This window comes from Okeania sp. SIO2F4, from assembly GCF_010672385.1.
In the GTDB taxonomy this organism is placed as follows: domain Bacteria; phylum Cyanobacteriota; class Cyanobacteriia; order Cyanobacteriales; family Microcoleaceae; genus Trichodesmium.
Map to the genome: position 1 here is coordinate 1 of NZ_JAAHGT010000161.1, position 13,598 is coordinate 13,598.

Consider the following 13,598-nt stretch of genomic DNA (forward strand, 5'->3'; position numbering starts at 1 on the left):
TGCAACGTCCGTACAGCAGGAAGTAAACATTAAAATGTCACTTGTTATGACGTTTTATATCGGTTTTATGAAGCAGATAACTGAAATGACTGAACCAAATGATATTAATTCCCCAACACCTAATTCTGAACAGTCCGATCGCCCGACTGAAGATGTAAAAACAGAGTCAAAAACTGACTCTTGGCAAGATCGTATTGGTGGAATTTGGCATGATACTAACAACCGCCTGATGAAACTTTTCCCTGTGGGTAAGGCAGCCCAAACAATAATGCAATGGTTTACTGTGGATGAAGCTCAAGTTGCGGAAATACTGGAAAAAGTTCGCGCCCAACTTCCTACTACTGAAGCAATATTAATCGGTAAACCTCAAACAGGTAAAAGTTCCATAGTACGCGGTTTAACAGGAGTTTCTCCAGAAATAGTCGGTCAAGGTTTTCGCCCCCACACCCAACACACCCAACGTTATGCTTATCCTTCTGACGATCTGCCGTTGTTAATTTTTACCGATACTGTGGGGTTGGGAGATGTGAAACAGGAAACTCCGGTTATTATTGACGAACTTTTGGCAGAGTTGCAGCAGGAAAGCAACCGCGCCAGAATTTTGATTTTGACTGTAAAAATTAATGATTTTGCCACGGATACTTTACGACAGGTAGCACAACAGTTGCGACAAGAATATCCAAATATTCCTTGTTTGTTAGCAGTGACTTGTCTGCACGAAGTTTATCCCAACCCCACTAACGACCATCCCGAATATCCTCCAGAATATGAGGAACTAAACCGCGCTTTTGCTGCTATTCAGGAAGATTTTGGCAAGTTGTATAATAGCTCTGTGTTGCTCGACTTTACCCTGGAAGAGGATGGGTATAACCCCGTATTTTATGGTTTAGAAGCTTTTAGAGATAATTTAGCGGAATTGCTGCCAGAAGCAGAAGCTCGAACAATTTATCAATTATTAGACGAAGAAGCAAACAAACAACTGGGGAATATTTATCGAGATGTTGGGAGACGTTACATTTTATCATTTACTATTATGGCGGCTACCGCAGCAGCAGTACCTCTACCTTTTGCGACAATGCCAGTATTGACAGCCTTGCAAGTTTCGATGGTGGGTTTATTGGGAAATTTGTATGGGCAAACAATTTCTCCATCTCAAGCAGGTGGAATTGTTAGTGCTATTGGTGGGGGTTTTGTTGCTCAAGCTGTGGGGCGAGAGTTGATTAAATTTGTGCCTGGGTTCGGGAGCGCGATCGCTGCTTCTTGGGCAGCAACTTATACTTGGGCGTTGGGTGAAAGTGCTTGTGTTTATTTTGGAGACTTGATGGGAGGGAAAAAACCAGACCCAGAGAAAATTCAAGGTGTGATGCAGGAGGCGTTTGAGTCGGCGAAAGAGAGGTTTAAAGGTATGAAAAATTGAAGAGAGGTATCTGCTAAATTTTTTGTTAAACTATATAAAGCTTACAAATAATTAACTTGAGAAAATTGAATGAGTAAATTTCGTACCTCTGTATCAGAAGGTCCTATACCTGAATCAATTGTACTTATGTTTCGGGATCTTAACCGAGATTCTTCTGTAAAATACCTATGGCAGCATCAAGGTAAAATATTAGAGGATTATCATCAAAATCACATTCACAGTAAAGATCTAGCAATTGAATTACCTACAGGTACAGGCAAAACTTTAGTTGGTCTTTTAATTGCTGAGTACCGTCGTCGAGCATTTATAGTTTTTCTCTGTCCTACTAAACAACTTTGTTCTCAAATCAATCAAAAAGCTCAACTTTATGGGATAAAAACTTCTTTGCTAGTGGGTCGTCAGAAAAATTATGATCGAGGGATGTTTTATGAATATCAACAAGGTAAAGCAATTGCAATAACTACATATAGTGGACTATTTAACACAAATCCTCGTATTAATGACCCTGAAGTAATTATTTGTGATGATGCTCATTCTGCAGATAACTACATTACTGATTTATGGACGTTATCCATAAGTAAGGAAAAGCACATATCATTATATAGATCAATATATTCAATACTTGAACCAGTTATACCAGATTCTATGAAGCATAGAATTAAAACAGGAGGCAGTAATCACTCCGATGAATATTATGTGGATATGATTTCTACTATTGCTTCTTTTGACTACTATACTCACCTTAGTCAGAGAATTGGAGAAGTTGTAGCTAAGGATGATGATCTTGAGTATTCATGGAGCATTCTTTCATCTCATTTTGAAGCTTGTTCGATTTATATTTCTCCAAAAACTCTTGAAATTCGTCCTCTGATTCCACCAACTAAAACCCATAAACCATTTTCAAATGCAAAACAGCGTGTATATATGTCAGCAACGCTTGGAGAAGATGGAGATATTGAAAGAGTCTTTGGTATCAAGAAAATAGCTAGGTTGCCAATACCTGAAGAATGGCACAAGAGAAGCACTGGCAGACGGTTGATTTTGTTTCCTGGGTTATCAGCTAATGAAAATCCGGAAGAAGTAGCAGTTCAAATGCTAAAAAAGGTTAACCGCGCTCTGATACTTGTTCCTAACGACCCAACTATTCAGGAGTGGGAAGACAAAATATCGCAATCTCATACTGTTGTTAAATCTGGGGAGATAGAGCAAAATCTGGACTCATTTACAAAATGTCCACATTTCTCTGCACTTCTCTTGGCTAATCGTTATGATGGTATTGATTTACCAGGTGATAATTGTCGGTTCATGATATTGAATAGTGAGCCATCCGCTTCTGGCTTACAAGAACTTTATCTGAGGACAGGTCTTGGAGCCTCTTCTCAACTCAACAATCGTATTCGTACAAGAATTACACAAGCAATGGGTCGTTGTACTCGTGATGAAAGTGATTATTCTGTAGTTGTAGTTCTCGGGGATAAATTGACAGAGCGATGCTGTACGAGTAAAGTCACGAAAGGTATGCATCCAGAATTACAGGCTGAAATTTCATTTGGTTTAGATAATTCAACAGACCGTACTGCCGAAGATTTTGTAGAACTTGCTGAAGAATTTTTGACACAGACCCCTGGATGACAAGACGCAGAGCAAGAAATTCGTAAACGTCGTGATTCATGTTCAAAAAATTCAGATTCTACAGCCAAAGCTCTTGCTAAAGCAATGCCTTATGAGATTGATTATATGTATGCCTCATGGAAGGGAGAATATGAAAAGGCTTTAGATTTTGCGACCAAAATCTTAGAAGCATTGGAAGGAGGAGAGGATCTTCGACCATATCGGGCATTTTGGCATCATCAAACTGCTACAACTGCTTTCCTACATTGGAAACACTCTAAAAATGATATTTTTAAATCAACAGCTATTTCATATCTTGAAAAAGCTTCATTAACTTCTTCAAATATTACTTGGCTTGGTAAACTGCGCTCTCAACTTTCTGGAGTAGATGAAAGTAGTATTCCTGAAAATTTACCAACTCAAGATTGGTTTCTAGTAATTCACGAATTACTTCAGAAATGGAGAATAAGGGGTGGTAATTATGCGAAAAAAATATCTGAATTTCAAATAAAAATTGAAAGCCAGGAAGCTAAACCATTTGAAAATGGTTTAGATTTACTAGGGAAAATGTTAGGAGCAAAAACTCATCAATGGCCAGATGATGGTGCGCCTGATGGAGTCTGGATATTCGGTTCTTGGTATGCTTTTGTATTTGAGGCCAAAACTGATGAAAATGCTGAAGATGGCATATCACTTAAAACAGTTCGTCAGGCTCTTACACATGAAGAAAGAGTAAGAAGTGATAAGTTAATTCCTGATTTTATGCCTTGCTCTACTGTTATTATTTCTCCCCGTACTAAAGTACATAATCTAGCTGTTCCTCATGTTAAAGACCTGGCATACATCTCTCATAATGAGATTATTAGTCTTTTTAACGATGCTGCAATTGCTCTTGAGCGAATACGGATGTCTGCATCTGGTAGTAGTGAAGAAGCTCTCCAATCAGAAATAGTAAAAGTTTACACTGAAAAATATATTTTTATGAAAAACATCAAAGAGCTACTTCTGAAGAAAAAGTTAAAAGATCTGCCTTCCTAGAGGTAATTTTATTCAATAAGTATTTAGTGATTAATGGGGATTTTTATCCCCCTACAAAAAAAACACTTTATTTATCTAAATATCTACAAAATAGAACTCAAACAGCTTCTCGTAAAGCATTAATATCCGAACCACAAATTGCCTGTAAATTCCGAGTTATTTTATCAATTTCCCAATCCCACCATTTAATCTCTAACAACTCTTTAATAATAGCTTCCTCAAATCTTTTCCGAATTTCCTTAGCCGGATTTCCACCTACAATACTGTATGGTTCAACATTCTTTGTCACCACAGATTTTGTCGCAATAATCGCTCCATCTCCTACTTGAATACCGGGCATAATTGTTGCTCCATAACCAATCCAAACATCATTACCAATAACAGTATTACCTTTGTCTGGCCAAGAGTCAGGCATGGCTTTTTCCCAACCATTTCCAAACACAGGAAATGGGTAATTTGTAAACCAGTCAGTCCGATGATTTCCACCATTCATAATGAATTTTACATCAGAGGCAATAGAGCAAAATTTACCAATAATTAATTTATCTCCAATAAAGTCAAAATGATAGAGAACATTCCGCTCAAAATTCTCTGGATTTTCCAAATCATCATAATAAGTATAATCTCCCACAATAATGTTGGGATTGTTAATAATATTTTTTAAATAGACTAATCGAGTTTGATTAGGCATTGGATATTTAAGATTAGGGTCAGGACCGTTACTCATAGCGTTTCACGGAAGTTAAAAGTCAAAAGTCAAAAGTAAGATTTGATCGGCTCAAAACTTTGATGCTACACTAATTTCAGGAAATTATTTTACGTTTCAGTATAAGATAAGTAGTGTAGCCTAAGTTAATGAAATTGGTATCATAATCTTTGAATGAAGGAAAAAGATTGATTGACAGATAGATTTCAATCTCCTGTGATGGAACACTATCAAAAATTAGGATAATAAAAATTAAAGAGTAGTTCATAAGTGGATCTACTCTTGACTCAACCAAATTATTTAATTAAAAGTAAGCATTCAGCTTTTAGCTGTTTCACAAAACAAAATGAATATACACTGCCAAGATCGAGGTTAGTTTTTTTCCAAGACTTTTAATTTCTGTTAAATCTCTCAATACTAATTCCTGCTCTAAAGGAAATAAATTAATAGCTAATAGCTAATAGCTGATGGCTGAATGCTGATAACTAAACTGATAATTTACTTCAAAACATACTTACTTAGTACAGCATATACTTCATTAATATTCACCGAACGATTAAATTCATGGCTAATTGGTTCTGATTCACTACCCACCCAAATTTTTAATTCTGCATCTAGATCAAAATGCCCTGCACTTTCTTTAGAAAATTTAGTAATTTTTGAGTAAGGAATAGAAAGAAACTCAATTTTATGCCCAGTCACTCCTTGTTTGTCTACCAATATTAAACGCTTATTAGTAAACACAAACATATCGCGAATAATTTGGTAAGCTTTTTCGATTTGTTCTCCATCTACTAAAATATCGTTGAATAACTTATCTAGTTTTTTAGAATCAACATTAAGTTCGGAAGCATTGCCTAGCAGACCACTAATTAAACCCATTTTTTACTCCTTTTAATATTATCAAGATTTAATAAACTTAATTATTCAATCATTAGCAGAACATTATTGTTCTCTTATATTCTATTTTAACAAACCCAAGCATCATATTATGTCAGTGCAAGATGTTAATTTACCAAAAAATCAAGTCCAAAGCCTCCCCTTTTAAGGAGATGAAAGAAATATTCAATTCAGTATTTCAAGCCTCCGACTTGAGTCGGAGGTACTGATAACTGATAACTGATAACTGATAACTGATAACTGAAATGACCCACACCCATAAAGCTCGACGCGCTACTATTTTAGCTGCAATAATTTTGAAAAAAGAATTTGTGAATACCTTTGCTTGAGCCAAAAATATGTCACAATAAAGACATTTTATATAACTCTGACTATAGTATGTCCTTATGTCAAAGGTCTACAATACTACCGAACTAATCAATATCTTAGCTGAAGAACGCCAAGCTTGTATACAAGGCCAGCGTCTTAATTTGGCTGCAACCCCCCGTACTGGAAACCCAGTTGTTGACCAATTTCTCAAACCAGAGGCGTTTCAAAAGTTTACTGCCTATCAAGATTTTAAAGCTGCTATTCATCGTTATCAAAGAGAATATTTGGTTTCTGGTATTGTATGGCGACAAGTGACAGTTAATGAGAAAACTATTAGTTTTCCTGTGGTGCATGAACAGTTAATTGCCTTGTCGGATGATTTAGAAATTTTGCAGGCAGCAAAAGCTTCTGTGTTAAATTTCTGGAATCAAGTGACCATAGGGATGGATTTATATTTAAGTGTGAGTCATGGTCGAGAATTTCGCCCAATAGAAATAATTGAGATAGAGGCGATCGCCCAACGTACAGAATGGGCAAATATGTTGAAGTGGGAAAAATCAAATTTTTTGGAGATGTTGCTACAGTTGGGATGGGGAAAACCAGAGTCAGCAGCTTATCGCAGAGGTTGGCCTAATTCTGGTAGTGAGTATATTCATGCTGTGAAACCTGGAAAACAACCTATTTGTTAAGATATTGAAGATAGGGAATAGGTTCAACAATTAATAATTAATAATTAATAATTAATAATTAAGAGACTGTTTGTAAAATAAGTATTAAGAGAGCATACGAGTGACTAAAATCTCAAACCGGTAATAGTTCAAGAGATTGAAATTTGGTAGATAGAGAAGTATTCAGTACATATATTCCTAGATTTTTAAGCGACAAATATTTGTCTTGATTTCTTCCTCCTTATTCCCAGTTAAGTGTTCCCAGTTAAGTGTTCCCTATCTCCTTTTTATATTTCCTGATACATTCAATCTCTAATAATTAATAATTACCTCTTCTGTAATAGAGCAATTGCCTAAAAGGAATTTTTTTCTCCATGAATGGAGAGACTTTGTACCTCAATTTTTCGGTAATAGGTAAAAAATATTTATTCTCTCATTTGAACCACATTAACCTGGAATATTCTGTATTATATTATGTCCGGATAAGAGCGTGATAAAAAAATTTTTGTTTGTAGTAGGGCTTTAGCCCGATAATAGATAGATAGGTCTAAAGCCCTACTACAAGCTTTAATTATAACTATTCAACCGGACATGATATTATACCATTTTGAAAAAAGAATGTTACAAAACTCTAGTTATAGGGAACAGGCAAGATAGATTAGTAGCAAACATTTATCAAACTGGTATTAATTGTTAATTATTCATTATTCATTATTCATTCAAAAAATGAGGATTTTATCTAATGTCTAGAACTAGAATTTTGACATGGCGATCGCTCTTAACTATTGGCATTGTCTTTTTCTTAATTTTAATACTTACAATTTTTACTATATTATCTTTTATTCGCCCTCCTCGAACTAACACAAATTTACTACTATTTCCCGGAGTTTTATATGAAAGGATTTCATTTGATCGACCTCGTCCAATTATGATTCATGTTGTTACTATTGACCTGACTACACCAGGATTTAAAGTATTAGTAACGCCAAGAATTTCTACTTCTCCAGATATGAAAATTCCTGCCCGTACCACTTCTGAATTTGTCAATGAATTTGATTTACAGCTAGGAATAAATGCAAATTTTTTCTACCCATTTTATGAAAAGACACCTTGGGATTTTTACCCTAAAAGTGGAGATTTAGTCAACGTAGTCGGACGAGCAATATCTAATGGTGATGACTACTCTATAATTGATAGAAATTGGCCGACTTTATGTTTTAATATCAAGAACTATGCTCAAATATCAGATAATTCTATTTGTCCGATTCAAACTACTCAAGCTATTTCTGGTAATTTAATTTTAATTGCTAATGGTCAGGCAATTGCTGTGCCAGGAAATTCACCTTTTAATCAGAGACCTTATCCACGGACAGTAGTAGCAACTAATCAAAAAGGTGATAAATTATGGTTAGTTTTAGTTGATGGTAAACAGCCTTTTTATAGTGATGGTCTGACTATGGGAGAACTACAGGAATTTATGATTAATTTGGGTGTAGATAAAGCATTAAATTTAGATGGTGGAGGTTCAACAACTTTAGTAGTAAGATCTGATTCTCAAGGGAGATTATTAAATTCACCAGTTCATACTCTTATACCTATGCGTCAACGTTCAATTGCTAATCATTTAGGATTTTCTATCCTACCTTGAGCAAATTTGCGAATTACTGACCCAAACTCATAGGCAACAAGCAGAATAAGTCAGATATTACTTTTAACTTTTGACCGAAAAATTTGGGTCTCAAGCCTCCTCTTTTAAGGGGATAAAAAGCGGTCGGAAAGCGGAGCATGACCTTAGGATGGGATAGCGAGGTTTCCCGCTCTTACAGAGCCGCTCCGCAATTCAAGTCGCTCCGCGTTAACGCGCGTTGTGCGGAACGCTAAACGCCATATCCAATCGACCAAGAGAAAAGAGTATTCCGTATTTCAAGCCTCCTGGTTAAACAGGAGGTACTGATAACTGATAACTGATAACTGAAATGATTTCCGCGTAGCACTATACTATTCTTGAAATCTTTTTAGCATATCTACTGCCATTTTTTGACTTTCTGAATCTCCATCTAATCCAAAAAGAAAAGCAGCTTGCTGAAAATTTTCTATTGCTTTACTTTGATTTCCTCTTAAGTAATAAACCACCCCTCTATTAAAGTAAGACTTAGGATTATTAGCATCAATCTTAATAGATTTATTTAAGTCTTCCAGTGCTTTTTGTTTGTCTCCTAATTGTAGATATTCATCACCTCGGTAATAATAAGCTTGAGAATTTCCAGGATTTATTTCGATAGCTTTATTAAAGTCGGCGATCGCTGCTCTTCTCATTCCCACTTGAGAATAAGCAACTCCTCTACTTAAGTAAGTTTCACTCTGACCAGGGTTAAGATTTATAGCTTTTTTTAAGTCTCTAATTGCACCCCAATAATTTCCTTTTTCCATCTTTTGTTTAGCCTGGTTATTAATTTCAATTGCCTGTTTTGCCCAATTAAATCTTTTAGTTATTACTTGATAATTTTCCCGATAAAGTTTTAACTTTTCTCTAGCTTCTAGATATGAACCGCTCTCTTGAGGAATTTTTTCTAATAAATTAATTGCATATTGCCATTTTTCTTGTGCTTTATACCAAGTCTTAATAGGATGGGGTGGATTTTGTACTAATAAAGCTGCTGCCATTGCTGACTCTTTTGCTAACTTTAAATATATGAATCCATATTCTTCTAAATATAGTTTTCTCTCTATTGCTGTTAGTTGATAATTTAGTTTAACTATTTCTCTGGATACAGGTTGTAAGGGTATACCAGGTAATTGAATTGCTTGTTCTAAAATGGCTATTGCTTTGGGCAATTGATTTCGTGCTGCCCTAAGTTTATTAATATCTACATTTTGATTAATATCTCCTAAACTAGCTATTTTTCCTTGAGCTATAATTATGGATTTTTTTTGTAGATTATTTAACCAAACAATTGAACCGCCGTAACCTAAAGCCAGGATAATTAGAATAAATGTAATGGGGTTTCTCTTACCCATGCTTGCTCCTCTCAATTTGATCAATATTTTTATCGCTTATGGCTGTAGATAGTTTACCTGAATACACAAAAATTTATGCAAATAATACAATTTGGATAAATTTTTGCTACAAAGTTATAGTCCAGATCTAGCTCTTAAATCATACAATAAGTAATTACCGAATAATTAATAATTAATAATTATTAATTAAATACCTTGGTTAAAAGCCTCCCCCCATAGGGGAAAAAGCGGTCGGAAAGCGGAGTATGACCTTAGGATGGGATGCATCAGAAACCTAGCCATATCCAATCTCCCCTTGAAAAGAAATTGTGATTTCCTTATATTCAATTCCGTTACGGTTTTAACCAGAGGTAATTATTCATTATTCATTATTCATTAATTACCCAGGTTTGATATCAGTATGCACTTTAGTCTTTGTTAAAAATATTATAGTGGTTATTTACTTTTTTGTATGCTACAGATATTATGGAAAAGATTTTAATCTTAGAAAGTATATAGCTAAAGGGAAATAAATATGGCCGGTGTATGTAAAATAGAAATCACAGAAACAGTTCCAGAACTGAAAAAATTGTTAAATCATCAAAAAACCGCTAGTGGTTTTCAGAAGATTCAAGCATTGTATCTATTTAAAATTGGTCAAGTGGCAACAGTTACAGAATTGGCAGTTACTCTAGGGGTAAATCGGATTACAGTGCAACGGTGGTTGAGGCAATATCGTAAGGATGGTCTACCAGGATTATTGCAGGTCAAACAAAATGGGGGGCGCAAACCAGCAATTCCAGTAGAAGCGCGAGATAGCTTGGAAAAACGACTGAATGACCCCGATAATGGTTTTCAGAGTTATGGAGAAATTCAAACATGGTTGCAAGAGGAATATAATATTAATGCTTCTTACAAGGCAGTTTATGCTACTGTTAGGTATCAGTTAAAGAGTAAATTAATCAAAAATAACAAAAAATAATAGGGGTTGGTGAATCTTAGGAAGAGGGAAGAAGGAAAGAAGGAAAGAAGGTTTAATATCATGTCTGGTAGCATCGGACATGATATAATTATTGCCAACAGCCTACTAGACTGACACAGCTAATTTTGTAGGTTACATCATTATCATTGGGGCGGGTTCATCTGATTGAATTTTCATAACCAGGACTTACGCAGAATGACCATATCTAATAGGGGCGTTTCATGTTGCGAAGCAAAACCATTCGCCCCTACAGATGGTGTGTAATTTAATATTTTGCGTAATATAAAATCCGGTTATACAGTAATCGCATTCATTACTTCCTCTTAATACAGATGTTCTATTGAATGAATAGGAATTTAAAAATTCATCCTATTCAAATCCAATATTTCTCCTGACTCCTGACTCCTCAGCAATACGATAACTAATTACCCGGATTCTATATAAGTCCTGATTAATTTCAATTAGAACCCGCCCCTACTCCAGATCTAATCTAACAGGACTTACGCATGGACACTAAATCAAGTGAGGGCGAATGCCATTGGCCGCTACATATGGCGTTTTCAAGGGAGTTGCATGCGTAAGTCCTGCCTTTTTTCCTTCTTCCTTCTTCCTTACCTTACAATACTGATGCTACCGGAAATGATATAATTAGTTTGTTCTTGCTTGCTTTGATACTTTGTTTAACTGAGTTTCTGATAAAGACTTCACCAAACTTAGATTAAAAGGTTGTTCGCTGATGGTCTGAGCATAGGATGCTTGCAAATAAGGACGATATTCAGAGCGATTGGCAATGTGGGTTTGGAAAAATGCTAAACCAAAAGCATTAGCATAACCAACTACTACTTCTGGGTCTGGTTTAATTAAGTCTTCTAGAGAAGTGAAAGCATTTTTGTGTACTGCACCCAAATTAATATTAATATGATCTGTTCCTTCTGTTAAGACTAAATACTTATCAGGAGTTGTCAAAGAAGTAAAAGAGTTTACTTGTTCTAAAACTATGGGAGTAATTTTATCTTCACTCCCACTTCCCCACAAAACAGGTAATTTAACTTGACCCATACCAGCTTTTCCAAACAAACTACTATTTACTGGGTCAAGTACAAATATTGCTGCAATTCTATCATCTTTGAAGTTATATTTTTGTGGCTTCAATTCCAAAGCACGACACTGTAGCAGCAGCGACATATTCAAAACTTCCATTTCTGGGCCACAGTCTTGTTTGAGTTGACTAAAGTTAATCTCAGCACCTGCTAAAGCAAAAGCGGTAGAAGCTCCAAAAGAATGACCAAACATACCAACTTTTTCTAAGTTTAACTGACCCTGGAATTGATATTTATTTAACTGCTCTAATTCATTTAATAAGAAAGAAATATCCAAAGGGCGATCGATAAATTCATTCCCCTGGAACATATCTTGAGTTTTACCTGCTAAAAATTTCTGGATATATTCATAATTACTGCCTCGATGTTGGGGTAGGGCAACAGCAAATCCATAAGAGGCTAAATGTTCAGCTAAACTCTCAAAGTTTACCCCATTGGAGCCTAAACCATGAGAAATAACTACTACAGGAATTTGTGTTTCTTTTGAAGAGATATTTGGGAAATAAAATTTGGCTGAAAATTTGCGATTCCGTCTGGTATCTTCAAGAATAATTTCTTGTTGGGAAAAGCTATATTTTCCTTTTTTTCTAATATCTGGTAATTGAGAATAATCTACTTTGTTTTCTCGATCGGCTTCTTTTAATGTTAGATTTGCTACTGTTTCAACAAAAGCTTTTGTCTGTTCTTGTACTGTAGAAACTTTTTCAGTTACAGCCAAAATTTTCTTGGCTTCTAGCCACATAACATCACTAGGAAAATGACGAACAAAATTTATCATAGTTAAGCCTTCAGAATCATTGACAGATTTTAACAAGGCTGTTTTAATTGCTTCTGCACCATTTTCAACAGAGGATAAGTCATCAGCAATTGATTGAGTTTTAATTACTTCGCCTAAACTTTTGAGGAATAATTTTCCCATAGGTGAGTGGAGAAATTGAGAAACTATTTGAGGCGGAAAATTGTAGCGAGTTTGCAATAATTCTCGATATTCTTGTTCGTCTTCAGCTTCTAAAAGCAGCATATAGCTAGCTAGTTCATAGTTAATTTCTCCATTTTTAGCATAAGTTTCTAATGATGAGACAGAAATGAAGGTATTTAGACCTTCGTGACCTACAGAAATTTGCTTGGCTGCATTGACTGGTAAAGCAGTTAAAATAGCAGGAATTATGCCTAGGGCTAGAGATTTTAACCAACGGCTCAAACCATAAGAATTACTTGTAAGGTTGCTTGTTTTTTGAGCTTTAAATGCTTTTTCCATGGTTAATTACTCCTCATAATTAATAATAATTTTTCATCTTTCTCTTATGTCTTTCGAGAAAGATGTTAATCCCATAGTTGTTACTGCTAGATAAATAGCTGCAATATCCCCTGATAGATTACTGTTTGATCGGGGGGATTATTATATATAAATAATTGAGATAGATTTAAGTTTGTAGAAAAAAATGTTGAGTTTTTCTCTCAATTTTCTTCAGAAACTACAATTACTTTAGAGATACTATAATTTAGTATGGCAGACTGTTAATTGATGTTTTGCAGTGTTTTATACTGATTTTTTTTCCTAAAGTTGTACTATTATTTGCCATGAAGTGAAGCTGAAAAAGTAGAGTATTTATTACTATAGCAATTCCCAAAAAGCGCGAGGTACAAAATTTTAGGTTTGAGGGAACACTTAACTGGGAACACTTAACTGGGAATAAAAAGACAAAAAGATGGTGGTGCATAGTAATGGTATAGGAAGTGTGGAGAGTGTGGGAAGTGTGGAGAGTGTGGGGAGTGTGGGGAGTGTGGGGAGTGTGGAGAGTGTGGGAAGTGTGGGGAGTGTGGGGAGTGTGGGAAGTGTGGGAAGTGTGGGAAGTGTGGGAAGTGTGGG

At 35.4% G+C, this 13,598-nt stretch carries 10 protein-coding genes; 6 read left to right on the forward strand and 4 right to left on the reverse strand.

Going from position 1 to position 13,598, the window contains the following annotated elements; genetic code table 11:
* Window positions 1-85: 85 nt before the first annotated feature.
* The 3 genes from F6K22_RS12810 to F6K22_RS12820 all read left to right on the forward strand — a co-directional run bounded on the left by F6K22_RS12810 (window position 86) and on the right by F6K22_RS12820 (window position 4,066).
* Complete coding sequence (locus F6K22_RS12810; protein ID WP_293097966.1) at window positions 86-1,417, forward strand: YcjF family protein; 1,332 nt, start codon at window positions 86-88, stop codon at window positions 1,415-1,417.
* Between the two features lie 69 nt (window positions 1,418-1,486).
* Entirely contained in the window at window positions 1,487-3,049 is a 1,563-nt protein-coding gene (locus tag F6K22_RS12815) for a DEAD/DEAH box helicase family protein (protein ID WP_293097942.1), read from the forward strand.
* Between the two features lie 84 nt (window positions 3,050-3,133).
* Window positions 3,134-4,066, forward strand: coding sequence for a hypothetical protein (locus F6K22_RS12820; RefSeq protein WP_293097944.1), 933 nt, complete (start codon window positions 3,134-3,136; stop codon window positions 4,064-4,066).
* A gap of 97 nt (window positions 4,067-4,163) precedes the next feature.
* Here F6K22_RS12820 and F6K22_RS12825 read toward each other — a convergent pair whose 3' ends face one another.
* The gene (locus tag F6K22_RS12825; RefSeq protein WP_293097946.1) at window positions 4,164-4,793 is read right to left on the reverse strand and encodes a Vat family streptogramin A O-acetyltransferase; all 630 of its coding nucleotides are present in this window, start codon (window positions 4,791-4,793) and stop codon (window positions 4,164-4,166) included.
* A gap of 477 nt (window positions 4,794-5,270) precedes the next feature.
* Window positions 5,271-5,654, reverse strand: a complete 384-nt coding sequence (locus F6K22_RS12830) for a PH domain-containing protein (protein WP_293097948.1) — start codon at window positions 5,652-5,654, stop codon at window positions 5,271-5,273.
* A 404-nt stretch (window positions 5,655-6,058) separates the two neighbouring features.
* Here F6K22_RS12830 and F6K22_RS12835 point away from each other — a divergent pair, with 404 nt between their 5' ends.
* Both F6K22_RS12835 and F6K22_RS12840 read left to right on the forward strand, forming a co-directional pair.
* On the forward strand, window positions 6,059-6,670 hold the full coding sequence (locus tag F6K22_RS12835; protein ID WP_293097951.1) for a hypothetical protein: 612 nt from the start codon (window positions 6,059-6,061) through the stop codon (window positions 6,668-6,670).
* A gap of 721 nt (window positions 6,671-7,391) precedes the next feature.
* Window positions 7,392-8,297 carry a phosphodiester glycosidase family protein gene (locus tag F6K22_RS12840; RefSeq protein ID WP_293097954.1) on the forward strand — a complete coding sequence of 302 codons (906 nt, stop codon included), beginning with the start codon at window positions 7,392-7,394 and terminating at the stop codon, window positions 8,295-8,297.
* Window positions 8,298-8,647: 350 nt separating this feature from the next.
* Here F6K22_RS12840 and F6K22_RS12845 read toward each other — a convergent pair whose 3' ends face one another.
* On the reverse strand, window positions 8,648-9,667 hold the full coding sequence (locus F6K22_RS12845) for a tetratricopeptide repeat protein (RefSeq protein WP_293097957.1): 1,020 nt from the start codon (window positions 9,665-9,667) through the stop codon (window positions 8,648-8,650).
* A gap of 514 nt (window positions 9,668-10,181) precedes the next feature.
* Between F6K22_RS12845 and F6K22_RS12850 the strand changes: the two genes are divergently transcribed.
* Window positions 10,182-10,628, forward strand: a complete 447-nt coding sequence (locus F6K22_RS12850) for a helix-turn-helix domain-containing protein (protein ID WP_293097960.1) — start codon at window positions 10,182-10,184, stop codon at window positions 10,626-10,628.
* 648 nt (window positions 10,629-11,276) lie between these two features.
* Here the strand turns inward: F6K22_RS12850 and F6K22_RS12855 are convergent.
* Window positions 11,277-12,986 (reverse strand): alpha/beta hydrolase, encoded by a 1,710-nt coding sequence (locus F6K22_RS12855; RefSeq protein ID WP_293097963.1) that lies wholly within the window; start codon window positions 12,984-12,986, stop codon window positions 11,277-11,279.
* Window positions 12,987-13,598: the final 612 nt, after the last annotated feature.